Raw genomic sequence first — 22968 nt, 5'->3', positions numbered from 1 at the left:
GAGACTCCAAGCCCGCACACGCGCGTGCCGGGTGAAACGTCTATTCCGGGTTGTCAGCGGCGTGCGGCACGATGGACGCATGGCACCCACCAACGACCATCCCGGCGAGCAGGCCGCGCAGGACCCCGTCAAGCTGATCGCCGTCCGTGAGACCGCGCTCTCCCTGGACGAGGTCTTCAAGGCCGTCGGGGACGACGCCGCCGGGGGAACCGCGCTGTTCGTGGGGACCGTGCGGAACCACGACGGGGGTGCCGATGTCGACCGGCTCGGCTATTCGTGCCACCCCAGTGCCGAGGCCGAGATGCGGCGGATCGCCGAGAAGGTCGTGGCCGAATACCCGGTGCGCGCCCTGGCCGCCGTGCACCGGATCGGTGACCTGGCCGTCGGGGACCTCGCCGTGGTCGTCGCCGTCTCGTGCCCGCATCGGGGCGAGGCCTTCGAGGCCTGCCGGAAGCTGATCGACGATCTCAAGCACGAGGTGCCCATCTGGAAGCACCAGACCTTCTCCGATGGTACGGAGGAATGGGTGGGGGCCTGCTGAACCCCTCCGCCTCCCCCGGGTTGCGTAACTGCACCCCTGGCGTCAGCGTTCTCAGTGTGGCTGGTTAATCTGCTGATCAGTCAGTTTTCGCAGTCGCTCACCGGGGTCGGGAGGTCGGCATGGGGGCGCTCCTGTGGTTGTTGATTCCGTTGATGGCAGCGATCGGCGCCGGGCTGTGGGGCAGTTGGGCCAACCGGACCCGGAAAGCGCGCGGCGACGGGCCCGAGCTCGACGGGTACGCCCGCTTCCGTGAGGCCATGGAGAAGCCCCATTCCGGTACGTGACATGACAGAGGTGGGGCTGACGGTGCGTTGACAGGACCTTCCCGTACTGTCTTGGCATGCCACGCCGCACCGCGACGATGCTCGCCTCCACCCTGATGCTGATCGCGCTCCTGTGCGCGGGAGTCTTCATCCCCGTGCCGTACTCGGAGATGTCCCCGGGACCGACCGTGAACACGCTCGGGAACCACGACGGCGAGCCGGTGCTGCAGATCTCCGGACGCAAGACCTACGCGGCCGACGGGCACCTGAACATGACCACCGTGCGGGTCACCAGCGCCGACTACAAGATGAACCTCGTCGAGGCCGTCTACGGCTGGCTGGCCCACGACAGCAAGGTCGTGCCGCACGACACGCTCTACCCGGACGGCAAGACCGAGGAGCAGTCGACCCAGGAGAACGCCGAGGAGTTCAGCCAGTCCCAGGAGAGCGCCAAGGTCGCCGCCCTGAAGGAACTCGGCATCCCGGTGAAGACCTGGGTGATCGTCTCGACCGTGGTCAAGGGCTCCCCGGCGCAGGGCAGGCTGCACGCCGGAGACGTGATCAAGGCCGTCGACGGTACGGCCGTGAAGCAGCCGGCCGACGTCGCCAAGCTCGTGACCAAGCACAAGCCCGGCCAGAAGGTGGTCTTCACGGTCGTGCCCGCCAAGGAGCAGGCCGCCGCCGAGAAGAAGAACACGACGGCGACCAGGACCCAGAACATCACGATCACGACCACCACCTCCGACGACAGCGGCAACAAGCGCGCCATCGTCGGGATCTCCGCGGGGACGGACCACACCTTCCCGTTCACCATCGACATCAAGCTCGCCGACGTCGGCGGGCCGAGCGCCGGTCTGATGTTCGCGCTCGGCATCTACGACAAGCTCACGCCGGGCAACCTGACCGGCGGCAGGTTCGTGGCCGGCACCGGGACGATCGACGACAACGGCAAGGTCGGCCCGATCGGCGGCATCGAGATGAAGACGGTCGGCGCGCGCGACAAGGGCGCCCAGTACTTCCTGACGCCGGCCGACAACTGCAAGGCCGCCGCCAAGGACACCCCCAGTGGGCTCACCCTGGTCAAGGTGAACGCCATCGGCGACGCCCTCGGCGCGCTGAAGGACATCCGCACCGGCAAGACCTCCGACCTGCCGAAGTGCACGGCCAAGTAGCCCGAGGGGCCACGCAGGGCTGAGCAGGCAGGATGGGGAAGGACTACTCCTCGAACGTCGCCGCCAGGGCCTCCGCCAGGCCCGGCACCAGGTCGGAGCCCGTGAGGACCTCCGTCGGCGCGTCCTTCTCGCGCAGCCGCAGAGCCGAGTCGCGGGCGCCGTCGCGCAGCACCGCCACCGTCATCCGGACCTCCTGACGGTCCGGGTGCCGGGCCACCCACTTCGCCAGCCCGGCCTCGTCCAGCCCCTCGGGGACCTGGGCCTCGGCGGACGGCGGCAGCATCAGCCGCTCCACGGTGAGCGCGCAGCCGGCCACGGCGTCGGGCCAGGCGATCGTGGCGAGGAACTCGTCCAGCGCCTTGCCGGCCGGGATCTCGTCCTGCTCGACCGGGGTGAGAGCGGTGGTGTCGGGCTCGTCCGCCAGGCCGAGCTGGGCCGCGAGGGCGGGTTCCTGGGACCGCAGCCGAGCGGTGTCTACGAGGGCGAAGAGGCGCGCGGGCTGGTCCCAGCCGAGGCCGGAGGCGTACTCGTCGATCTCGAGTACGGCCCGGGTGAGGGGGCTCGCTGCCATGGGTGTGTTGGACATGGTCACAATCCTGCCTCGTTCATGGCCGGAATCGGGAACCGAGTAAACGGTGAGTAAGTTGCATAGGTGTGGGCCCACGATCACGGGGGGCCACGGAAGGTCCACGAACACGCGGGCCTGACGAACCGACAGCGACTTCGAGGTGCGCACCTTGGCTTTCCAGATGCCGGACCGCGGCGGAGGCCCGACGGGGCCACGGATCAGAGTGGGCCGCCCGTCCCGGCGAGTCCGGACCCTGCTCATGACACTGGGCGTCCTTGCCGTACTCGGCATGGCGTTCACCATGTTCGCGGGCTTCTGGACCGACTGGCTCTGGTACCGCTCCGTGAAGTACTCGTCCGTCTTCACCACGACCCTGTGGACCAAGATCGGACTGTTCTTCGTCTTCGGCCTGCTGATGGCCCTCGCGGTCGGCTTCAACATCTGGCTGGCGCACCGGCTGCGACCGCCGCTGAGCGCCATGTCGATGGAGCAGCAGAGCCTCGACCGCTACCGGATGGGCATCGCCCCGTACAAGACCTGGCTGTTGCTCGGGATCACCGCCCTGGTCGGTCTGATCGCCGGTGCCTCGGCGTCCAGCCAGTGGCGCACCTGGCTGATGTGGGTCAACGGCGTGCCCTTCCACCAGAAGGACCCGCAGTTCCACCTCGACGTCTCGTTCTACGCCTTCGACCTGCCCTGGTACCGCTTCCTGCTCGGCTTCGGCTTCGCCGCCGCGATCCTGTCGCTGATCGCCGCCGCGCTCACCCACTACCTGTACGGCGGCCTCAGGATCACCTCCCCGGGCGCGCGTGCCACCGCCGCCGCGACCGGTCATCTCTCGGTGCTGCTCGGCATCTTCGTCGCCCTGAAGGCGGTCGCGTACTGGCTCGACCGGTACGGCCTCGCGGTGAAGTCCAGCGACTTCAAGGCGACCGACAACTGGACGGGCCTGAGGTACGTCGACGCCAACGCCTACCTGCCGGCCAAGACGATCCTGTTCTGCATCGCCGTCATCTGCGCACTGCTGTTCTTCGCCACCCTGTGGCGCCGCACCTGGCAGCTGCCCGTGATCGGCTTCGGCCTGATGGTGCTCTCGGCGATCCTCATCGGCGGTCTGTACCCGGCGATCGTCCAGAAGTTCCAGGTCCAGCCCAACGAGCAGGCCAAGGAAGCGCCGTACGTCCAGAAGAACCTCAAGGCCACGCGTGAGGCGTACGGCATCGACGGCGCCAAGGTCTCCGACTACTCGGGAACCAGCAAGACCACGGACAAGACCAAGCTGCGCGACGACGCCGACGCCACGGCGAGCATCCGCATCCTGGACCCGAACATCGTCTCGCCCACGTTCCAGCAGCTCCAGCAGATCAGGAACTACTACGCGTTCCCGACCAACCTGGACGTCGACCGGTACAGCAAGGACGGCAAGGACCAGGACACGGTCATCGGTCTGCGCGAGCTGAACCTCAACGGCATTCCGAAGAACAACTGGATCAACGACCACTTCCGCTACACCCACGGCTACGGCGTGGTCGCCGCCAAGGGCACCGAGGCCGAGGACGGCCAGCCCGTCTTCACCGAGTCCGATCTGCCGTCCACCGGTGACCTGGGGAAGTACCAGCAGCAGATCTACTACGGCGAGAAGACCACCACCTACTCGATCGTCGGCGGTCCCCAGAAGGAGATCGACTACTCCGACGACAGCGGTGAGAAGACCACCAGCTACCAGGGCAAGAGCGGGGTCAACCTCGCCAACCCGGTCAACCGGGCCGCGTACGCGGTGGCGTTCAACGAGCCGCAGATCCTCTACTCCGGTGCGATCGGCGAGGGTTCGCGGATCCTGTACAACCGCACGCCCAAGGAGCGCGTCGAGGCGGTGGCGCCCTGGCTGACCATCGACGGCGACGCCTATCCGGCCGTGGTCAACCACCGGATCCAGTGGATCGTCGACGCGTACACGACCACGAACGGATACCCGTACGCCTCCCGTACGACCCTGGGCGATACGACGGCCGACTCGCTGACCGCCACCAACACCAACCGCGCGGTGGTGGCCCAGCAGAACCAGGTCAACTACATCCGCAACTCGGTGAAGGCGACCGTCGACGCGTACACCGGCGAGGTCAAGCTCTACCAGTGGGACACCCAGGACCCGGTGCTGAAGACCTGGATGAAGGCCTTCCCGGGCACGGTGAAGCCGCGGACCGCCATCTCGAACGACCTGCTGGCCCATCTGCGCTACCCGCAGGACCTGTTCAAGGTGCAGCGCGAGTTGCTCACCCGCTACCACGTCACGGACGCGCAGACCTTCCTCACCGGCAGCGAGGTGTGGCAGGTGCCGGCCGACCCGACCAACAAGTCGGGCAACGCGGTGCCGCCGTACTACCTGAGCATGAAGATGCCCGACCAGGCCTCCCAGGCGTTCTCGCTGACCACGACCTTCACGCCCAACGGCCGCGACAACCTCAGCGCGTTCATGGCGGTCGACGCCGATGCGGGGTCGAGCGACTACGGCCGGATCAGAGTCCTGAAACTGCCGACGAGCACGACGGTCGACGGACCCAAACAGGTCCAGAGCCAGCTCAACTCCGAACAGGACATCGCCTCCGCGATCAAACTCCTCAAGGGCGGCGACTCCGACATCGAGTACGGCAACCTGCTGACCGTGCCGCTCGACGGAGGACTGCTCTATGTGGAGCCGGTCTACGTACGCGGTGGTGGACTCAAGTACCCGCTGATGCGCAAGGTGTTGGTGACCTACGGCGGCAAGACCGCCTTCGAGGACACCCTCGACCAGGCCCTCAACAAGGTCTTCGGAGCGGAGAGTTCGACCACACCGCCACCGGACGAGGGGACCACCAGCCCGCCGACGTCCAGCAATCCAACGGTGCAGCAGGCGCTGAATGACGCCCAGAAGGCGTTCGACGCCGGTCAGGAAGCCCTGAAGAAGGGCGACTGGCAGGCGTACGGCCAGGCGCAGAAGGACCTCCAGGCCGCGCTCAAGCGGGCCGAGGACGCGCAGTCCAAGGCCGGCAAGACGAGCGGCGGCGGTGGCAAGAGCAGCAGCCCCAGTCCGAGCGGCAGTCCGAGCCCGAGCAGCAGCTCAGGCAGCGGCTGATCATGCCCGTCCCGCGTCGTGGTACGGTTGGCACACAACGACGCGGGGTGGAGCAGCTCGGTAGCTCGCTGGGCTCATAACCCAGAGGTCGCAGGTTCAAATCCTGTCCCCGCTACTGAAGTCGAAGGCCCGGATCCAACAGGATCCGGGCCTTCGTGATGTGCGAACGCATGTGCCGACCCGGGGGATGGACGTGCCGCTGTGGGGAGTTGGGAGAACTGTGTTTGACTTGTCTCTCTGTGGGCATGTCGACAAAACGCTGAAGTGACCTCACTGGCTGCGGTATACCAGGTGTACCCAGGTTGCAGGTGGTGCGACGATGGACGTTATGGGGGACAAGGCAACTCTGTTCGAGACAGGGCGATTTGTGCAGCCTTCCGAACCGGGCGAAGCCGGGGAGGTGGCTGAGGAGGCCGTCGAGGAACTTCGTCAGCGGCTCGCCGCCGAGGCCGGCGACGTCGAGGCGATGAGTGTTCTCGGGGCCATGCTGCTGCGCCGTGGTGATCTCGACGGAGCCGAGCCCTATCTGCGTGCTGCCACCGCCGCGGGCGACCGTGCCGCCGCCAACAACCTGGGGGTCCTTCTCCATCAGCGCGGGTACGCCGACGACGCCGCCGGCTGGTGGCGGATCGCCGCCGTCGCCGGGTCCGCGGCGGCCGCGCACGCGCTGGGGCGCCATCACCGCGAGCGCGGGGACGAGCCCGCCGCCGAGTACTGGCTGCGGCAGTCCGCCGAGCAGGGGCACGCCCTGGGCGCCTACGCGCTCGCCGATCTGCTGGAGCACCGCGGGGACACCGGCGCCGAGGACTGGATGCGGGCCGCGGCGGAGCGAGGGCACCGGGAGGCGGCGTACCGGCTGGCGCGTGCGCTTGATCGCAAGGCGGCGGACCAGGGCGAGGACGGGGGCGACAACGGTGTCGAGCTGCTGGCTCAGGCCGAGCAGTTCTACCGGCAGGCCGCCGCGCGCGGACACCGGCGGGCCGCGCTGCATCTCGGGGCGATCCTGGAGAGGCGCGGTGAGCTCAAGGAGGCCGGGCGCTGGTACCTGACCTCCGCCAAGGACGGCGAGGCGCGCGCCGCCTGCGCACTGGGCTTCCTGCTGCGGGACGCCGGCGACACCGAGAGTGCCGCCGTGTGGTGGCTCAGGGCCGCGCAGGACGGGGACGGCAACGCGGCCAACGCGCTCGGTGCCCTCCATGCCCAGCGCGGGGAGACACAGACCGCCGAGCGCTGGTACCGGGCGGCGATGGATGCCGGCGACGACAACGGCGCGTACAACCTGGGGCTGCTCTGCGCCGAGCAGCGGCGGACGGCGCAGGCCGAGCAGTGGTACCGCCGGGCCGCCTACGCCGGGCACCGGGAGGCGGCCAACGCGCTGGCGATCCTGCTGCTGCAGGGCGGGGACACCACCGGCGCCGAGCCGTGGTTCTCCAAGGCCGCGGAGGCCGGGAGCGTGGATGCCGCGTTCAACCTGGGGATCCTCCACGCCGGGCGGAGCGAGGACGACGTCGCGCTGCGCTGGTACGAGCGTGCTGCCGCCGCCGGGCACACGGAGGCGGCGCTGCAGGTCGGCATGGCGCGGCTGCGGGACGGGGACGAGCGGGCGGCGGAGCGGCATCTACGCTGCGCGGCAGGAGGCGGCAGCGCGGAGGCCGCGTACCGGCTGGCGACCGTACTGGACGCCCGGCGGCCGCCTGCGCCCGCGCATGAGCTCGGGGAGTCCGTGCACGAGAAGACCGAGTGCGAGGAGTGGTACGAGCGCGCGGCCTCCCAGGGGCACCGGCGGGCGCAGGTACGGGTCGGGATGATGGCCGCGGCCCGGGGGGACGTGGTGGACGCGGCGCGCTGGTACCGGGAGGCCGCCGAGGCCGGGTCCCGCAACGGCGCCTTCAACCTGGGGCTGCTGCTGGCGCGCGAGGGCAGCGAGCCGGAGGCGGCGGTGTGGTGGACGCGGGCCGCCGACGCGGGGCACGGCCGGGCCGCGCTGCGGCTGGCCCTGCTCTACGCGCGTCGGGGAGAGCTGGCGGAAGGGCAGCGGTGGGCGGACCGGGCGGTGACGCTGGGGCCGGCGGAGGTGTCGGAGCGGGCGGCGCGGCTGCGGGACGCTCTCCGCGAGGAACTGTCGGCTTAGCGGTGCCCGGCGCTGGGCCGACCGCCCTGGGGGCTGCGCCCCCAGACCCCCCTTCGGCCTGAACGGCCTCGTCCTCAAACGCCGGACGGGCTGAAGGTGCCGACCTGCGCCAAGGAGTCCGTAGCCGCTGGTCGAAAGCGATTTGCCTTTGTCGTCGTCGCTGACGTAACGTTGCGTTCACCGACGCGGGGTGGAGCAGCTCGGTAGCTCGCTGGGCTCATAACCCAGAGGTCGCAGGTTCAAATCCTGTCCCCGCTACTGAAGGCCGAGGGCCCGGAATCCAGTGAATGGATTCCGGGCCCTCGGTGTTTCCCGCGTTGCGGTTACGCCGCCGCGCAGTTCGGGCAGATGCCGCGGTAGGTGACCTCGACGTCCGAGACCTTGAACCCGAAGCGCTCCGAGTCGGGGAGGTCGGCAAGGGGGTTGCCGCTCGGGTGGACGTCGCGAATCGCGCCGCAGTGGGCGCAGACCAGGTGGTGGTGCGGCCGGTGCGCGTTCGGGTCGTACCGCTTGGCGCGCTTGTCGGTGGAGACCTCGAGAACCTCGCCGAGGGAGACCAGCTCGCCCAGCGTGTTGTAGACGGTCGCGCGGGAGATCTCGGGCAGCTTGGCGACGGCCCGGGAGTGGACCTCGTCGGCGGTCAGATGCACGTGCTCGCCGTCGAGAACCTCGGCCACGACGCGCCGCTGCGCGGTCATCCGCCATCCGCGTCCGCGCAGCCGTTCCAGAAGGTCGCTCATGAAATCCAGCCTAACAGCAGGGGGACCATTTTCCGAACAGGTGTGAGTTTGGATCGCTGTTCGACTTGGACTTGGTCCAATGTGGGATTTCTGGTCCCCCTGCGTGTTCAGGCGGGCACGTGCTGTCGGGCCGGCGCCCAGCAGCGGATGATGTCGCGGACCGAGACGATGCCGGCCGGCTCACCCCGGTCGAGGACGATCAGGTGGCGGAAGCCACCGTGGGCCATGGCGCGGGCCGCCTCCTCCAGCGTCCAGGACGGGGCGGCGAAGACGACGTCGTTGGTGGTGTGGTCGTGGGCGCGCTCGGTGTCGGGGCTCTGGCCGAGGCCGACGGAGTTGAGGATGTCCCGTTCGGTGAGGATGCCGATGCCCCCGGCGTCGGGATCGAGGACCACGGCGGCCCCGACATGGCGGGCGGACATCAGGGCGGCGGCCTGGCGGAGAGTGTGGGCGGGGCCGATGGTGAGGATCACCGTGCTCATGGCGTCACGGACGAGCATGGGATGGAGCCACCTCCTATGGAATCCGGCGATAGTTCTCGGATTCACAAGTTCACAAGTGGGGGGACTCTCAGAGTCGCAGGTAAAGCGGGGGTCAACAAGAGGGCGCGTGCGGCCAATTGAGGGCGCACGCGCTCATCTGTGCCTTTACGTGCTACTCAGTAGCGCTCATTGAGATAACCCAGCAGTTCGTCGTGCAGCAGACCGTTCGACGCGGCCGCGTTGCCGCTGTGCGGGCCCGGGCGGCCGTCGAGGCCGGTGAAGGTGCCGCCGGCCTCGGTGACGATGATCGTGTTGGCGGCCATGTCCCAGAGGGAGAGCTCCGGCTCGGCGCAGATGTCGACCGCGCCCTCGGCGACCAGCATGTAGGGCCAGAAGTCGCCGTACGCGCGCGTGCGCCACACCTCACGGGTCAGGTCCAGGAAGCCGCCCAGCCGGCCCTGGTCCTCCCAGCCGGTCAGGGAGGAGTACGCGAACGAGGCGTCCGTCAGCTTCGCGACGCGGGAGACCTGCAGGCGGGAGGCGGAGGAGAGGCTGCGGCCGGTGAACGCGCCGTGGCCCTTCGCGGCCCACCAGCGGCGGCCCAGCGCGGGGGCGGTGACGACGCCGACGACGGGCTCGAAGCCGGTCTCGCCGGCCTCCATCAGGGAGATCAGGGTGGCCCACACCGGGACACCGCGTACGTAGTTCTTGGTGCCGTCGATCGGGTCGACCACCCAGCGGCGGGGGCCCGTGCCCTCCAGGCCGTACTCCTCGCCGAGGACCGCGTCACGGGGGCGGGCACGCTGGAGCTGGCCGCGGATGAGCTCTTCCGCCGCCTTGTCCGCTTCGCTCACCGGGGTCATGTCCGGTTTCGTCTCGACCTTGAGGTCGAGCGCCTTGAAGCGGGACATCGTTGCCGCGTCGGCGGCGTCCGCGAGGACGTGGGCGAAACGGAGATCGTCGAGGTAGTCCGGCATGGAACGAACGCTATCCGGCGAGGTCGCGCTGGGGCCACCAGGCCATGCTCACGGTTTGGCGGCACATTGCCGCCGCATGGACGGCACACGACGGCCGAGAGGCGCCCCCGCGTGCGCTCGCGAACCCTTGACAGTGCCCTCGTGCGCGTCAAATCTGGGCGCAGAGCCGCTCGCCCCAGGGAGGCGATGATGCCTGCAGCGCGGGAATCCCTACTGGACGCCGCGTACACGGCGCTGGCGCGTCGACCGTGGTCCGCCGTGCGAATGGTGGACGTCGCCTCGGCGGCCGGTGTGTCCCGGCAGACCCTCTACAACGAGTTCGGCAGCAAGGAGGGGCTGGCCAGGGCGCTTGTGAGAAGGGAGGCCGACGGTTACCTCGCCGGGGTCGAGCGCGCGCTCGCCACGCACAGCGACGCCCGCGACCGGCTGACCGCGACCGCCGAGTGGACCGCGTCCACGGCGCGCGAAAACGCACTCGTACGGGCCATGCTGACCGGCTGCTGGAGTGAGCGGCTGCCCTCGCCGACGCTCTCCGCCGTGCCGTCCTCCTCCGCCGTACCCGCCCAGCGCCGGGCCGACGGGCCGCTGCCCTCGCCCGGCGACTTCGTGGCGATCGTCCGGGACCGGGCGGTCGCGGTGTTGTCCGGGCCCGGCGTGCACAAGGCGGAGACCGCCGATCTGGCCCGGTCCTGTGAGCTGGTCGTGCGGCTCGCGCTGTCGTGCGTCGCCGCTCCGCCGGGGGAGGGCGGGGTGAAGGACCTGGTGCGGACCGCCCTGCCCCGGCAGATGGCCTGAGCGGCCGCTACTTCAGCCAGCCCACCTTCGTGTAGTCGACGCGGTCCTCCAGTCCGCTCGCGCCGTAGTTCGCCAGCTTCGAGCGGACGGCGAGGATCTGCGGGCGCTGGTAGAGCGGGATGGAGTGGCCCAGTGCCCAGATCCTGGCGTCGGCCTCGTTGTAGAGCTTGTTGGCCGCGGCCGGGTCCGTCGTCGCGCTCGCCTTCTTCAGGAGGGCGTCGATCTCCGGGGAGCTGACCGAGCCGTAGTTCTCGTAGAGGTTCTTGCCGGAGGTCTGCCGGTAGATCGGGTACGCCTCCGAGCGGAACACCTGATCCACCCAACGGAAGCTGGTCAGCTCGAAGTTGCCGATGGTGACGTACTTGGAGAAGTAGTCGTTGGCCGGCACCTTCGCGATGTCCAGCTTGATGCCCGCCTGCGCCAGCTGCGCCTGCACCAGTTCGGCCTGGTCGACCTGTGCGGAGGTGGAGCCCGAGCTGAGCGTGTAGGACAGGGTGAGCTGCTTGCCGCCCTTGACCCGCTTGTCGCCCTGGAGCTTGTAGCCCGCCGCGTCCAGCAGCTCGCCCGCCTTCTTCAGGTCGTACGTGCCGTACGCACCGGAGTTGTCCTGGTAGCCCGCCTGGTTCGGCATGAAGAAGTGGCTGCCGTACGTCTGGAGCTTGACCGGGAGGTCCTTGCCGAAGGCGGTCGCGATGGCCTTGCGGTCGATGGCGTGCTGGAGGGCCTGGCGGACCCGGACGTCCTTGAGGGGGCCGCGCGCGCCGTTGAACTCGATGTGCACCTCGTCCCAGCGGGCGCCGACGCGGATGTCCGTGCCGGCCGCCTTCGCGAGCCGCTTGTAGTCCTCGGGGAGGAGGGCGGAGGCGTAGTCGATCTCCTTGTTGAGGTACGCGTCCGTCCAGGCCGTGTAGTCGAGGGCGCGGAAGGTGATCGAGTCCAACTTGGGCTTCGTGCCCCACCAGTTGGGGTCCGGGACCGCGGTGATCGTCTGGGCCGTCTTGTCGTACTTGGAGATCTTGAAGGCGGAGCCGGTGATCGGGATCTTCTCCAGCCAGCCCTTGTTGAACTTGTCCGGCGTGTCGATCGCGGCCGCCGGCAGCAGCGGGTCGAACAGCCGCTTCCAGTCGGCGTACGGCTTGCTGAAGGTGACCTTGACCTGGTGGGCGTCGGCGCCCTGCTCGACCTTGGAGATCTGGTCGTAGCCGGAGGTGTTGGCGGCCTCGTACGCCTTGTCCGTGCCGTTCTGCGCCTTCCAGACGGCCTCGAAGTCGCGCCAGCCCAGGGACTTTCCGTCGGACCACTTCGCCTTGGGGTTCAGCTTGTATACGACCGTCTGCGGGCCGGCCGAGGTCACCTCGGCGGAGAGGAGGAAGTCCGGGTCCAGATGGACCTCGCCCTTGGCGTCCGCGCTGAACAGGTTCGGCTCGACCAGCTCGTTGATCTCCGCCGCATCACCCTGGTTGCCGTTGGCGGTGTAGCGGTTGAAGTCCGCGATGTACTGGGAGATCGGCAGCTTGAGGGTGCCGCCCTGCTTGATGTCGCTCAGCGGGTGGGCGTTGATGTCCTGGCTGCCGGCCGCGGCTGCGTTCCTCTGTGCCACGGGTTTGCCGTCGTCGGAGGAGCCGCAACCGGTCACCAGCAACACGGTGGCCGCGGTGGCGGCGACCCAGGCTGCGGCGGAGGTCTGGCGCATGTCGGTGTCCTTCGTGGAGGGAGGTGGATGCGCCGAACGTAGAACGCCTACGACCGTCGGGGGAGGGGGCCCAAGGTGATGTCATGTTCTCTTCATAATGCGGCAACAAGAGGCCTGGACCATTTCCTCTGTGCCTGTCTACCTGGCCAAACGCCTCGGCTACTACGCCGTGTTGCTCGTGGCCGCCGTCTGCCTCTCCTATCTGCTGGCCTCGCTCGCGCTGGATCCGCGCGAGTACTACGCGGCCCGGCAGCCGCCCGTCTCCGCGGCCGCGGTGAACCACCACCTCACGGCGATCGGCGTCAACGACCACGAGTCCCTGCTCACCCGCTTCCTGGGCTGGTGCGGACGGGCGGTGCGCGGGGACCTGGGGCAGACGATCGACGGACGGTCCGTCAACGCCGAGTTCGGGCGACGGCTCGGGGTGAGCCTGCGGCTGCTGCTCGCCGGGACGATCCTCGGGACGGTCGCCGGTGTGCTCGCGGGCGCGTGGACGGCCGTACGGCAATATCGCTTCAGCGACCGGGCGGTGACGATCGCATCCTTCGCCCTGCTCTCAACTCCCGTGTTCCTGCTGGCGATTCTGCTCAAGACGGGTGCGATCTGGTTCAACCAGACGACCGGGACGGATCTGATCCAGTTCACGGGAGAGAAGAGCCCGGGCGTGGACAGCGGCTTCTGGGCGATTCTGAAGGACCGCTCGGTGCATCTGCTGCTGCCCACCCTCTCCGTCGCGCTCTTCGCCGTCGCGAGCTACAGCCGCTACCAGCGCAACACCATGCTGGACGTGCTGGGCTCGGACTATCTGCGGACCGCGCGGGCCAAGGGGCTGGGGCGGCGGACGGTGCTGCTGAAACACGGGTTGCGTACGGCGCTCATCCCGATGTCGACCTACTTCTCCTACGGATTCCTCGCCCTGTTCACCGGCGCCACCTTCACGGAGACGATCTTCGGCTGGCACGGCATGGGCGAGTGGTTCGTGGACTCGATCTGGAAGAACGATGTGAACTCGGTTGTCGCTGTGAACGTCTTCGCCGCCGTCACCGTGCTGTTGTCCGGTTTTCTGGCGGACATCCTGCACGCCGCGCTCGACCCGCGCATCCGGCAGGCGTCATGACGGCCACCCTCGTGGAAGCGCCCCCGGAGGCCACCCCGCCGGCCGGCCGCGCCACCGTCGTCCTGCGCCGCTTCCTTGGCAACCGCAGCGCCCTCGTCGGAGCCGTCGTCCTCGTGCTCCTCTTCCTCCTCGCCTTCCTCGGCCCGTACGTCACCCACTGGTCGTACAGCCACATCGACTACACCGCCCTGCGCGCCGCGCCCGGCGCCGACCACTGGTGGGGCACCAACCGGATCGGGCAGGACGTGTTCGCGCAGACCGTGCGAGGCCTGCAGAAGTCGCTGATCATCGGGTTGCTGGTGGCCGTCGTCTCGACGGGGCTCGCCTCGCTCGTCGGCGCCTGCGCGGGGTACTTCGGCGGCTGGGCGGACCGGGCGCTGATGTTCCTCACCGACCTGCTGCTGGTCTTCCCGTCCTTCCTGATCATCGCGATCGTCTCGCCGCGGTTCCAGAACAGCGGCTGGTTCGCCCTGGTGGCGCTGCTCGGGCTGTTCGCCTGGATGGTGACGGCGCGGGTCGTGCGCTCGATGACCCTCTCCCTGAAGGAGCGGGAGTTCGTGAAAGCGGCCCGCTACACGGGAGTCGGCCCCTTCCGGATCATCTGGCGGCACATCCTCCCCAACGTCGCCTCCTTCCTGATCATCGACGCCACCATCCAGGTCGGCGCCGCGGTGATGAGCGAGACCGCGCTGTCCTACTTCGGGTTCGGTGTGCAGCCGCCCGACGTGTCGCTCGGCACGCTCATGGCCTCCGGGACCGGGGCGGCGGTGACGTACCCCTGGATGTTCTTCTTCGCGGCCGGGCTGCTGGTCGTGTTCGTGCTGGCGGTGAACCTGGTCGGGGACGGGCTGCGGGACGCCCTCGATCCGACCTCGAAAGGGGCCTCGCGGTGAGCCCGTTGCTGGAAGTGACCGGCCTGGACGTCGACTTCGACGGCCGGGCGGCCGTACGCGGGGTCGACCTCACGCTCGAGCGGGGTGAAGTGCTGGGCCTCGTGGGCGAGTCGGGGTCCGGGAAGTCGGCGACCGCGCTGGCCGTGCTGGGGCTGTTGCCGGGGAACGCGGCCGTACGGGGGTCGGTGCGCCTGGACGGGCAGGAGCTTGTCGGCGCAGGGGAACGGGAGTTGACGCGGATTCGCGGCAACCGCGTCGCCATGGTCTTCCAGGACCCGCTGTCCGCGTTCACGCCGGTCTACCGGATCGGGGACCAGATCGCGGAGGCCGTACGGGCCCATCAGGACGTGACCCGCGAAGCGGCCCTGTCACGCGCCGTCGAGCTCCTCGACCTCGTCGGCATCCCCGAACCCGCCCGGCGCGCACGGGCGTTCCCGCACGAGTTCTCCGGCGGCATGCGCCAGCGCGCGATGATCGCCATGGCGATGGCCAACGAACCGGACGTCATCCTCGCCGACGAACCGACCACTGCCCTCGACGTCACCATCCAGGCCCAGGTCCTGGACGTCCTGCGCACCGCCCAGCGCGAGACGGGCGCCGCGGTGCTGCTGGTCAGCCACGACCTCGGGGTCATCGCCGGGATGGCGGACCGGGTGGCCGTGATGTACGAGGGGCAAGTCGTCGAGTCGGGTACCGCGGTGGAGGTCTTCGGGCGCCCGAAGGACCCGTACACGCGACGACTCCTGGCCGCGGTCCCGCGCCTGGACGACCCGCGCCGGCCCCAACCCCCGGTCGGCGACCCGGTGTTGAAGGTCCGCGGCCTCACCCGCACCTTCCCCCTGCTCAAGGGCACCGCCTTCAAGCGCCGCGTCGGCACGGTGTACGCCGTCGACGGCGTCGACCTCGATGTGCGGCGCGGCGAGACGCTGGCGCTGGTGGGGGAGTCGGGGTCCGGGAAGTCGACGACGCTCTTCGAACTGCTCGAACTGGCCAGGCCCGAGGGCGGGTCGGTCGAGCTGTTCGGGCAGCGGCTCGGCGAGCTCACCAAACAGCAGGTCAAGGCCCTGCGCCGGCGGATCCAGATCGTCTTCCAGGATCCGATGGCCTCCCTGGACCCCCGGATGCCCGTCGGCGACATCGTCGCGGAACCCCTGCGCACGCACGGCGCCGACCGGGCCACCATCGCCCGCCGTGTCCCCGAACTCCTCACCCAGGTCGGCCTGGATCCGGCGCACGCGGAACGCTTCCCGCACGAGTTCTCCGGCGGCCAGCGCCAGCGGATCGGCATCGCCCGCGCCCTGTCCGTCGAACCGGAACTCCTCGTCCTCGACGAGCCGGTCTCGGCGCTGGACGTCTCCGTCCAGGCCGGGGTGCTGGAGCTGCTGCAACGCCTCAAGGAGGACCTGGGACTCGCCTATCTCTTCGTCTCCCACGACCTGTCCGTCGTCCGCAACATCGCCGACCGCGTGAGCGTCGTCTACCTCGGCCGCACCGTCGAGGCGGGCCCCGTCGACGAGGTCTTCGAACGCCCCCGTCATCCCTACACGCAGGCCCTGCTCTCCGCCGTACCGCTCCCCGACCCGGAGCGCGAGCGGGAACGGCAGCGGACGCGGATCCTGCTGGCCGGGGACCCGCCGAGCCCGACGCGACGGTACGACGGGTGCCGCTTCCGTGCGCGCTGCCCGCTGTACGCCTCGCTCGCCGAGGAGGAGCGGAAGCGTTGCGCCCATGATGTGCCGGAGTTCGAGGGGGACGGGGTGGCCTGCCACTTCCCGCGGGTCCGGGAGGTCGTCTAGAAGGTCGTCTAGAAGGTCGTCTAGTGGGCCGAACCCGACAGCTGCAGGCCGATCACACCCACGATGACCAGGCTGATCGAGACGAGCTTCAGCGTCGACACCAGGTCGCCGAGGAAGATCATGCCGTAGATCGCGGTGCCCGCCGCGCCGATGCCGGTCCACACCGCGTAGGCGGGGCCGACGTCCAGCTTTCTCAGGGAAAGGGTGAGGAGGCCGAAGCTGCCCAGGGCGAAGATGCAGAACGCGATCGTCGGCCACAGGCGGGTGAAACCGTGGGAGAGCTTGAGGCACACGGCGAAACCCGTCTCGAGCAACCCGGCCACCACTACCAGCAGCCACGCCATGTGCTGTCCTCCCGTATGTCCGGCTCGGTGCGATTATGCACTTACCGGGCCGGCGGCCCCACAAACAACGCGGAGGTCAGTCGCCCGCCTTCCGCTCAGTCGCCTTCCGTCCGCTCACGGGTGGACAGCAGTCGGCGCAGGGAGTACAGGCGGGCCGGGTCCGCGTGTCCGTCGGCCACCCACTGGTCCAGCGCACAGTCCGGCTCGTCGTGACTGCACGCGCGCGGGCAGCCCTCGGTGCCGGGCTCCAGGTCGGGGAAGGCCTTGATGACCCGGGACGGGTCGACGTGGTGCAGGCCGAAGGACCGTACGCCCGGGGTGTCGACGACCCAGCCGGCGGCATCCGGCAGGGGGATCGCGCGCGCCGACGTCGTGGTGTGCCGGCCACGGCCCGTCACGGCGTTGACATGGCCGGTGCTGCGCCGCCGATCCTGTGACACGAGCGCGTTGACCAAGGTCGTCTTGCCCACGCCCGAGTGGCCCACGAACGCCGTGATCTTGCCGTCCAGCTGCTTGCGTACGCGGTCCACCGCCTCGCCGCTCTCCAACTCCTCGCGGCTGGTCACGACGTAGGGGACGCCCAGAGCCCCGTACAGCTCCAGAAGTTCGTCGGGGGAGGCCAGATCCGACTTGGTGAGGACCAGCAGCGGGGTGAGCCCGCCGTCGTACGCCGCGACCAGGCAGCGGTCGATCAGGCGCGGGCGCGGCTCGGGGTCGGCGAGGGCGGTGACGATCGCGAGCTGGTCGGCGTTGGCGACGACCACCCGCTCGTACGGATCGTCGTCGTCCGCGGTGCGCCGCAGGACCGAGGTGCGCGGCTCGATGCGGACGATACGGGCGAGGGTGTCCTTGGCGCCCGACAGATCGCCGACGATGGCCACGCGATCGCCGACCACCGCGGCCTTGCGGCCCAGCTCACGGGCCTTCATCGCCGTGACCACGCGGTCCTCGACGAGACAGGTGAGGCGGCCCCGGTCGACGGTGACGACCAGGCCCTCCACCGCCTCCTCGTGCTTGGGCCGGATGTTCGTACGCGGTCGGTTGCCCTTGCGGTTCGGGCGGCTGCGGATGTCGTCCTCGTCGGTGTGCTTGCCGTAGCGGCGCATGGCGTTGGTCCCTACGCCCCGAGCATCCCGGTCCACATGTCGGGGAAGTCCGGCAGGGTCTTCGCCGTCGTCGCCACGTTCTCGATCTGCACGCCCTCGACCGCGAGGCCGATGATCGCGCCGGCCGTCGCCATGCGGTGGTCCTCGTACGTGTGGAAGATTCCGCCGTGCAGCTTGCGCGGGCGGATGTGCAGGCCGTCGGCGGTCTCGGTGACGTCACCGCCGAGTTCGTTGATCTCCTTGGTGAGCGCGGCCAGTCGGTCCGTCTCGTGGAGGCGCAGATGGGCCACGCCGCGGAGGGTCGAGGGGGAGTCGGCCAGGGCGGCCACCGCCGCGATGCCGGGGGTGAGCTCGCCGACCTCGCTCAGGTCCACGTCGATACCGTGGACCGCACCCGAACCGGTGAACTCCAGCCCGTACTCGGTCAGTTCGCAGGAACCGCCCATTTCGGTGAAGATCTCCCGCAGCTTGTCGCCGGGCTGCGTGGTGCGGGCCGGCCAGTCGGGGATCACGACCTTGCCGCCGGTCACCAGGGCGGCAGCCAGGAACGGCTGCGCGTTGGACAGGTCCGGCTCGATGGTCAGGTCCCGGCCGAGCAGCGCACCCGGCGTCACCCGCCACACGTCGGGCTCGCCGCCCGACTCCGGGGTGTCCACCTGGGCGCCGACCGCGCGCAGCATGTCGACGGTCATCCGGATGTGCGGGAGCGAGGGCAGGGAACTGCCCACGTGGCGGACCTCCACGCCCTGGTTGAAGCGGGGGCCGGAGAGGAGCAGGGCGCTCACGAACTGGGACGAGGACGAGGCGTCGATCTCGACCGGGCCGCCGTCCAGAGCGCCTCCGCCGTGCACCGTCAGCGGCAGCGCGCCTCGGCCGTCGTCGTCGATCCGGGCGCCGAGGACACGCAAGGCGTCGATGACGCCGTGCAGGGGGCGCTCGTACGACCGGGGGTCGCCGTCGAAGCGGATGGGGCCGTCGGCCAGCGCGGCCACCGGCGGCAGGAAGCGCATCACCGTGCCGGCGTTGCCGACGTCGACCGTGGCCGGGCCGTGCAGGCCTGTCGGGAGCACGCGCCAGGTCTCGCCCGTGCCGTCGGGGCCGACTCCCTCTTCGATGTCGACGCCCATGGAGCGCAGGGCCTCGGCCATCAGCAGCGTGTCGCGGGAGCGCAGCGGGCGGCGCAGCCAGCCCGGTTCGCTCGCCAGGGCAGCGAGCACGAGGGCGCGGTTGGTGACCGACTTGGACCCCGGGACGTGGACCGTCGCGTCGACGGCTCCGCTCGCGTGCGGGGCGGGCCAGAGGGCGGTGTGTGCGGGGTTGTGGGCCATGGGCCCACTCTATAAGCCGGGGGTGGTGCAGGCCGTCGTAGAGGTGCGGCGCCGTTGTGGCTGGTCGCGCCCCGCGGCAGAGCCGCAAATGTCACCGCCCCGCGCCCCTGTGATGCGCCCCTTCGGGGCTGCATCACACCTCGAGCAACCACCTGCCGCCGCCTATCAGTGAGCACAACGACACCGCGTGGAACAGGAAAAGCCACAGCCCCGCCGGCACGTGCGTCAAGCGCGACAATTGGTCCGCGTCCGAGTCGCCCGCGCCACCCCGCATCCGCTTGGCCTGCAGCTCGAACGCCGGGCGTACGCCGCCCACCAGCAGGAACCAGACCACCGCGTACGCGAACGCCGCCTGTACCTGGGGTCCCGCAAGCCACGACACCAGCAGGAACGTGCCGCCGGTCAGCACCACCGTCAGGGCGCCGTACGCGTTGCGGATCATCACCAGCATGGCGACGAGCAGGGCCGTTGCCAGCCACAGCAGCAGGGTGATGTGACCGGCGGCCAGCAGGGCCGCGCCGCCCAGGCCGAGCAGTGGGGGAGCGGTGTAGCCGGCGGCCGCGGTGAGGATCATGCCGAGGCCGTGCGGCTTGCCGCGGCTGACGGTGAGGCCGCTGGTGTCGGAGTGCAGCCGTATGCCCGTGAGCTGCCGGCCGGTGAGCAGGGCGATCAGGCCGTGGCCGCCCTCGTGGGCGATGGTGATGGCGTTGCGCGAGATGCGCCAGACGTTGTGCGGGACGACCGCGGCCATCGAGGCGACCAGGGTCGCGATCACCACCCAGAGGTCGGGGTCGGGCTGGCTGCCGAAAACCTGGTCCCAGAGGGAGGCCAGCGAGTCGGATGCGGTGGTGTGCATGTTCGGCGATGGCTCCCTGGAGTCGTGTCGAAGTCAGGCAGTGTGGCACGGATGTGCGGACGGTATCTGAGACGCCGACCGGGCAGCCATCGTTCCTGACGGCAAACATGCAGGTCACAGCGTTGGGGCCCCGGAGTGCTCCGGGGCCCCAACGCTATCCGTGCTGACTGTGTGCCGAGTGTGCTTCACGCATGGCGGGCGCGCAGACCGCCGTGGAAGTCGACCACCTCGTCGGTGTGCACCGGCGCTCAGACGGCGGTGACCACGGCCGCCGCGTTGAAGCCGCCCTGGCCGCGGGCCAGTACCAGGGCGGTGCGGAGCGGGAGTTCACGGGGAGTGCCCGTGACGAGGTCGAGGGAGAGGTGCTCGGGCAGGCCGTCGCCGGTGATGTGTGCCGCGGGCGGGACCACGCCGTCGCGCAACGCCAGCAGGGCGGCGGCCAGATCCAGTGAAGCGCCGCCCGCGGCGAGCCGGCCCGTCATGGTCTTGGGCACGGAGACGGGCACACCGCGCGGCCCGAACAGCGCGCAGAGCGCCTCCGCCTCGGCCCGGTCGAGCTCCGGCACCCCGGCGGCGTCGGCGAACACCACGTCCACCTCGCGCGCGGTCAGGCCCGCGTCGGCGAGCGCGGCTTCGGCGGCCCGCCGCAGGCCCGGTTCGCCTCCGCTGCCGGGCCGTGGGTCGAACGTGGCCGCGTAGCCGGCGAGCGCCCCGTAGGGCCGGGCACCGCGGGCGCGGGCCGTGGCCGCGTCCTCCAGGACGAGGATCGCGCCGCCCTCGCCGGCCACCTGGCCGCTCGCGGCCGCGTCGAAGGGCAGGAAGGCGCGCGCGGGGTCACCGGCCGTGCTCATGCGGCCGCCGGCGAGCAGCGCGGCCCAGCCCCAGGGGCAGATCGCCCCGTCCACCCCGCCGGTGACGATGAGCCGGCTGCCCTTGCGCAGCTGACGACGGGCCTGGGCGACCGCGTCGAGCCCGCCGGCCTGCTCGCTGACGATGACGCCGCTGGGCCCGCGCATCCCGTGCCGGATGGAGATCTGGCCGGTGTTGACGGCGTAGAACCAGGCGAAGGACTGATACGCGCTGACGTACCGGCTGCCCTTGCCCCACAAGGCCTGCAGTTCCCGCTGGCCGAACTCGAAGCCGCCCGCCGACGCGGCCGTCACCACGCCGGCCGCGAACTCCGGCTCGGCGTCCGGGTCGAGTCCGGAGTCCGCGATGGCCTCGTCGGCGGCCGTGAGCGCGAGCCGCGTCATGTGGTCGGTCTGCGGCAGCAGCCGGCCGGGGATGTGCTCGGCCGCCTCGAACCCGGGGACCTCTCCCGCGAGCCGTGCCGGATACCCGGTGGCGTCGAACCGCGACACCGGCCGGATCCCGCTCTGCCCGGCCAGCGTGGCCTGCCACCAGCGGTCGCGGCCGAGCCCGTTGGGCGCGGTGACGCCCACGCCGGTGAACACCGCGCCGGGCCGGGTGGCGGACACGGGTGCGGTTGTCGTCGTGCTCACGCGGCACCGCCTTCCCGCGTGACGCCGGGCCGGGTGAGGACCATCGCGCTCTGGAAGCCGCCGAAGCCGCTGCCGACGCTCAGCACGGTGTCGACGGTCAGTTCGCGGGCCGTCAGCGGTGTGTAGTCCAGGTCGCACTCGGGATCGGGTTCGTGCAGGTTGGCCGTGGGCGGGATGACGCCGTGCTCGACGGCCAGGGCGCTCGCGGCGACCTCCAACGACCCGATGGCGCCCAGCGAGTGACCGATCATCGACTTGATGGAGCTGACCGGGGCCTCGTACGCGTGCGCACCGAGGCTGCGCTTGAACGCGGCGGTCTCGTGGCGGTCGTTCTGCTTGGTGCCGGAACCGTGTGCGTTGATGTAGTCGACGGCCGTCGGATCGAGGCGGGCCTCGTCCAGGGCGACCCGGATGGCCTCGGCCATCTCCTTGCCGTCCGGCCGCAGGCCGGTCATGTGGTACGCGTTGCAGCGCGAGGCGAAGCCGGAGATCTCGGCGTACACGTGGGCGTCGCGGGCCCGGGCCCGGTCCAGTTCCTCCAGGACGAACACGGCGGCGCCCTCGCCGAGCACGAAGCCGTTGCGGGAGGCGTCGAAGGGGCGCGAGGCGTGCGCGGGGTCGTCGTTGCGCGGTGACGTCGCCTTGATGGCGTCGAAGCAGGCCACGGTGATGGGGGAGATGGGGGCCTCGGTGGCCCCGGCCACCATGATGTCGGCCGAGCCCTCACGGATCAGCTCGGCGGCGTGTCCGACGGCGTCCAGGCCGGAGGTGCAGCCGGTGGAGACCACCGCGGCCGGGCCCTGGGCGCCCACCGTCCAGGCCACCTCGGAGGCGAACGAGCTCGGCACGAGGTGACCGAACAGGTGCCTGGTCGTGTACTCGTGGTCGACGAGCCACTGCCGGCCGCCGTCGCTGACCACGTTGTACTCGGTGTCCAGCGAGGTCGTGGCACCCACCGCGCTGCCGACGGTGACGCCGACCCGGTGCGCGTCGAGTGCCGTGAAGTCCAGGCCGCTGTCGGCCATGGCCTCCCGGGCGCACACGACGGCGAACTGCGCCGCCCGGTCCATCCGGCTGATCTCCTGGGGCGAAAGGCCTTCGTGCGCCGGGTCGAAGTCCGCCTCGGCGGCGATGCGGGAGCGGAACTGGGACGTGTCGAAGCGGGTGATCGCCCGGGTGGCGGTCCGGCCGGAGGTGAGCAGCGACCAGAACTCCTTCACCCCGACGCCGCCCGGCGCGACCACCCCGATCCCGGTGATGACTACGCGTCGATCCATGTGACTCCTCCGATGGCCAGAGTGGGCGTGCGGGCGCGGAGTCCTGGATGCGCCCCGGCGGGGTCCCGCAGCACTTCGACGATGCCCGGAGGGACTCAAACCGTGCTCGAGGGCGGACCCAGGGCTGCGCGGCCCTTTGGACGAGGGCGGCGTCGTGCCCTCCCGCAGCGGGTCTGCACGACGCGCTGCTGGTCGCCGGGGTGGCCGGCCTGCCGGCGGGGGCGGTCGTGCTGCTGACCGTGCGCAGTACCGCAGCGGAGCGCGCCCAGGCG

The 22968-nt window shown here is 70.3% G+C and carries 20 protein-coding genes and 2 tRNA genes; 11 read left to right on the top strand and 11 right to left on the bottom strand.

Annotated elements, in window-relative coordinates; translation table 11 throughout:
* Positions 1 to 79: 79 nt before the first annotated feature.
* The 3 genes from ACFY10_RS15990 (at position 80) to ACFY10_RS15980 (ending at position 1976) form a co-directional block, all read left to right on the top strand.
* Positions 80 to 541 carry a molybdenum cofactor biosynthesis protein MoaE gene (locus tag ACFY10_RS15990; protein ID WP_390665718.1) on the top strand — a complete coding sequence of 154 codons (462 nt, stop codon included), beginning with the start codon at positions 80 to 82 and terminating at the stop codon, positions 539 to 541.
* 119 nt (positions 542 to 660) lie between these two features.
* A complete protein-coding gene (locus tag ACFY10_RS15985; RefSeq protein WP_390665717.1) occupies positions 661 to 825 on the top strand; it encodes a hypothetical protein in 165 nt (54 codons plus the stop codon).
* A gap of 56 nt (positions 826 to 881) precedes the next feature.
* A complete protein-coding gene (locus tag ACFY10_RS15980; RefSeq protein ID WP_390665716.1) occupies positions 882 to 1976 on the top strand; it encodes a PDZ domain-containing protein in 1095 nt (364 codons plus the stop codon).
* A 43-nt stretch (positions 1977 to 2019) separates the two neighbouring features.
* Here the strand turns inward: ACFY10_RS15980 and ACFY10_RS15975 are convergent, their stop codons facing one another.
* Complete coding sequence (locus tag ACFY10_RS15975) at positions 2020 to 2562, bottom strand: PPA1309 family protein (protein ID WP_390665715.1); 543 nt, start codon at positions 2560 to 2562, stop codon at positions 2020 to 2022.
* Between the two features lie 163 nt (positions 2563 to 2725).
* On the opposite strand from ACFY10_RS15975, the gene ACFY10_RS15970 reads away from it, so the two are divergent.
* The 4 genes from ACFY10_RS15970 (at position 2726) to ACFY10_RS15955 (ending at position 8048) form a co-directional block, all read left to right on the top strand.
* The gene (locus tag ACFY10_RS15970; RefSeq protein WP_390666174.1) at positions 2726 to 5659 is read left to right on the top strand and encodes a UPF0182 family protein; all 2934 of its coding nucleotides are present in this window, start codon (positions 2726 to 2728) and stop codon (positions 5657 to 5659) included.
* A gap of 41 nt (positions 5660 to 5700) precedes the next feature.
* Positions 5701 to 5774: transfer RNA gene (locus ACFY10_RS15965), tRNA-Met, on the top strand.
* Between the two features lie 204 nt (positions 5775 to 5978).
* Positions 5979 to 7790 (top strand): tetratricopeptide repeat protein, encoded by a 1812-nt coding sequence (locus ACFY10_RS15960; RefSeq protein WP_390665714.1) that lies wholly within the window; start codon positions 5979 to 5981, stop codon positions 7788 to 7790.
* A gap of 184 nt (positions 7791 to 7974) precedes the next feature.
* Positions 7975 to 8048, top strand: a tRNA-Met gene (locus ACFY10_RS15955).
* Positions 8049 to 8113: 65 nt separating this feature from the next.
* On the opposite strand, the gene ACFY10_RS15950 is transcribed toward ACFY10_RS15955, so the two are convergent.
* The 3 genes from ACFY10_RS15950 to hisN all read right to left on the bottom strand — a co-directional run bounded on the left by ACFY10_RS15950 (position 8114) and on the right by hisN (position 9989).
* A complete protein-coding gene (locus tag ACFY10_RS15950; protein WP_390665713.1) occupies positions 8114 to 8530 on the bottom strand; it encodes a Fur family transcriptional regulator in 417 nt (138 codons plus the stop codon).
* Positions 8531 to 8637: 107 nt separating this feature from the next.
* On the bottom strand, positions 8638 to 9030 hold the full coding sequence (locus tag ACFY10_RS15945; RefSeq protein ID WP_390665712.1) for a cyclic nucleotide-binding/CBS domain-containing protein: 393 nt from the start codon (positions 9028 to 9030) through the stop codon (positions 8638 to 8640).
* A gap of 158 nt (positions 9031 to 9188) precedes the next feature.
* Positions 9189 to 9989 (bottom strand): histidinol-phosphatase, encoded by an 801-nt coding sequence (hisN, locus tag ACFY10_RS15940; protein WP_390665711.1) that lies wholly within the window; start codon positions 9987 to 9989, stop codon positions 9189 to 9191.
* Between the two features lie 186 nt (positions 9990 to 10175).
* Here hisN and ACFY10_RS15935 point away from each other — a divergent pair, with 186 nt between their 5' ends.
* Positions 10176 to 10784, top strand: coding sequence for a TetR/AcrR family transcriptional regulator (locus tag ACFY10_RS15935; RefSeq protein WP_390665710.1), 609 nt, complete (start codon positions 10176 to 10178; stop codon positions 10782 to 10784).
* Positions 10785 to 10791: 7 nt separating this feature from the next.
* Here the strand turns inward: ACFY10_RS15935 and ACFY10_RS15930 are convergent, their stop codons facing one another.
* Positions 10792 to 12477 carry an ABC transporter family substrate-binding protein gene (locus ACFY10_RS15930; RefSeq protein WP_390665709.1) on the bottom strand — a complete coding sequence of 562 codons (1686 nt, stop codon included), beginning with the start codon at positions 12475 to 12477 and terminating at the stop codon, positions 10792 to 10794.
* A 130-nt stretch (positions 12478 to 12607) separates the two neighbouring features.
* Here ACFY10_RS15930 and ACFY10_RS15925 point away from each other — a divergent pair, with 130 nt between their 5' ends.
* The 3 genes from ACFY10_RS15925 to ACFY10_RS15915 are packed head-to-tail and all read left to right on the top strand — an operon-like array spanning position 12608 to position 16283.
* Positions 12608 to 13594, top strand: a complete 987-nt coding sequence (locus ACFY10_RS15925; protein WP_390665708.1) for an ABC transporter permease — start codon at positions 12608 to 12610, stop codon at positions 13592 to 13594.
* Positions 13591 to 14487: an ABC transporter permease gene (locus ACFY10_RS15920; protein ID WP_390665707.1), complete on the top strand. Its 897-nt coding sequence runs from the start codon at positions 13591 to 13593 to the stop codon at positions 14485 to 14487. Before ACFY10_RS15925 ends, ACFY10_RS15920 begins: the two co-directional genes overlap by 4 nt.
* Positions 14484 to 16283, top strand: a complete 1800-nt coding sequence (locus ACFY10_RS15915; protein WP_390665706.1) for a dipeptide ABC transporter ATP-binding protein — start codon at positions 14484 to 14486, stop codon at positions 16281 to 16283. Before ACFY10_RS15920 ends, ACFY10_RS15915 begins: the two co-directional genes overlap by 4 nt.
* 20 nt (positions 16284 to 16303) lie before the next feature.
* Here the strand turns inward: ACFY10_RS15915 and ACFY10_RS15910 are convergent, their stop codons facing one another.
* The 6 genes from ACFY10_RS15910 to ACFY10_RS15885 all read right to left on the bottom strand — a co-directional run bounded on the left by ACFY10_RS15910 (position 16304) and on the right by ACFY10_RS15885 (position 22696).
* Entirely contained in the window at positions 16304 to 16627 is a 324-nt protein-coding gene (locus ACFY10_RS15910) for a DMT family transporter (RefSeq protein ID WP_390665705.1), read from the bottom strand.
* Between the two features lie 95 nt (positions 16628 to 16722).
* Positions 16723 to 17733: a ribosome small subunit-dependent GTPase A gene (gene rsgA, locus ACFY10_RS15905; protein ID WP_390665704.1), complete on the bottom strand. Its 1011-nt coding sequence runs from the start codon at positions 17731 to 17733 to the stop codon at positions 16723 to 16725.
* Positions 17734 to 17744: 11 nt separating this feature from the next.
* Entirely contained in the window at positions 17745 to 19061 is a 1317-nt protein-coding gene (gene aroA / locus ACFY10_RS15900; protein ID WP_390665703.1) for a 3-phosphoshikimate 1-carboxyvinyltransferase, read from the bottom strand.
* A gap of 133 nt (positions 19062 to 19194) precedes the next feature.
* The gene (locus tag ACFY10_RS15895) at positions 19195 to 19917 is read right to left on the bottom strand and encodes a M50 family metallopeptidase (protein WP_390665702.1); all 723 of its coding nucleotides are present in this window, start codon (positions 19915 to 19917) and stop codon (positions 19195 to 19197) included.
* Positions 19918 to 20165: 248 nt separating this feature from the next.
* Positions 20166 to 21419: a ketosynthase chain-length factor gene (locus tag ACFY10_RS15890; RefSeq protein ID WP_390665701.1), complete on the bottom strand. Its 1254-nt coding sequence runs from the start codon at positions 21417 to 21419 to the stop codon at positions 20166 to 20168.
* On the bottom strand, positions 21416 to 22696 hold the full coding sequence (locus ACFY10_RS15885) for a beta-ketoacyl-[acyl-carrier-protein] synthase family protein (protein ID WP_390665700.1): 1281 nt from the start codon (positions 22694 to 22696) through the stop codon (positions 21416 to 21418). The genes ACFY10_RS15890 and ACFY10_RS15885 overlap by 4 nt, the downstream gene beginning before the upstream one ends.
* Between the last annotated feature and the right edge of the window lie 272 nt (positions 22697 to 22968).

The organism is Streptomyces sp. NPDC001401, assembly GCF_042895385.1.
Taxonomy (GTDB): Bacteria; Actinomycetota; Actinomycetes; order Streptomycetales; family Streptomycetaceae; genus Streptomyces.
This window is presented reverse-complemented; position numbering and strand designations above follow the sequence as displayed.

Excerpts from the sequence above, each read along its gene's own strand:
- ACFY10_RS15990 (WP_390665718.1), top strand. The coding sequence starts at position 80 with ATGGCACCCACCAACGACCATCCCGGCGAGCAGGCCGCGCAGGACCCC.
- ACFY10_RS15985 (WP_390665717.1), top strand. The coding sequence starts at position 661 with ATGGGGGCGCTCCTGTGGTTGTTGATTCCGTTGATGGCAGCGATCGGC.
- ACFY10_RS15980 (WP_390665716.1), top strand. The coding sequence starts at position 882 with ATGCCACGCCGCACCGCGACGATGCTCGCCTCCACCCTGATGCTGATC.
- ACFY10_RS15975 (WP_390665715.1), bottom strand. The coding sequence starts at position 2,562 with ATGTCCAACACACCCATGGCAGCGAGCCCCCTCACCCGGGCCGTACTC.
- ACFY10_RS15970 (WP_390666174.1), top strand. The coding sequence starts at position 2,726 with ATGCCGGACCGCGGCGGAGGCCCGACGGGGCCACGGATCAGAGTGGGC.
- ACFY10_RS15960 (WP_390665714.1), top strand. The coding sequence starts at position 5,979 with ATGGACGTTATGGGGGACAAGGCAACTCTGTTCGAGACAGGGCGATTT.
- ACFY10_RS15950 (WP_390665713.1), bottom strand. The coding sequence starts at position 8,530 with ATGAGCGACCTTCTGGAACGGCTGCGCGGACGCGGATGGCGGATGACC.
- ACFY10_RS15945 (WP_390665712.1), bottom strand. The coding sequence starts at position 9,030 with ATGCTCGTCCGTGACGCCATGAGCACGGTGATCCTCACCATCGGCCCC.
- hisN (WP_390665711.1), bottom strand. The coding sequence starts at position 9,989 with ATGCCGGACTACCTCGACGATCTCCGTTTCGCCCACGTCCTCGCGGAC.
- ACFY10_RS15935 (WP_390665710.1), top strand. The coding sequence starts at position 10,176 with ATGATGCCTGCAGCGCGGGAATCCCTACTGGACGCCGCGTACACGGCG.
- ACFY10_RS15930 (WP_390665709.1), bottom strand. The coding sequence starts at position 12,477 with ATGCGCCAGACCTCCGCCGCAGCCTGGGTCGCCGCCACCGCGGCCACC.
- ACFY10_RS15920 (WP_390665707.1), top strand. The coding sequence starts at position 13,591 with ATGACGGCCACCCTCGTGGAAGCGCCCCCGGAGGCCACCCCGCCGGCC.
- ACFY10_RS15910 (WP_390665705.1), bottom strand. The coding sequence starts at position 16,627 with ATGGCGTGGCTGCTGGTAGTGGTGGCCGGGTTGCTCGAGACGGGTTTC.
- rsgA (WP_390665704.1), bottom strand. The coding sequence starts at position 17,733 with ATGCGCCGCTACGGCAAGCACACCGACGAGGACGACATCCGCAGCCGC.
- aroA (WP_390665703.1), bottom strand. The coding sequence starts at position 19,061 with ATGGCCCACAACCCCGCACACACCGCCCTCTGGCCCGCCCCGCACGCG.
- ACFY10_RS15895 (WP_390665702.1), bottom strand. The coding sequence starts at position 19,917 with ATGCACACCACCGCATCCGACTCGCTGGCCTCCCTCTGGGACCAGGTT.
- ACFY10_RS15885 (WP_390665700.1), bottom strand. The coding sequence starts at position 22,696 with ATGGATCGACGCGTAGTCATCACCGGGATCGGGGTGGTCGCGCCGGGC.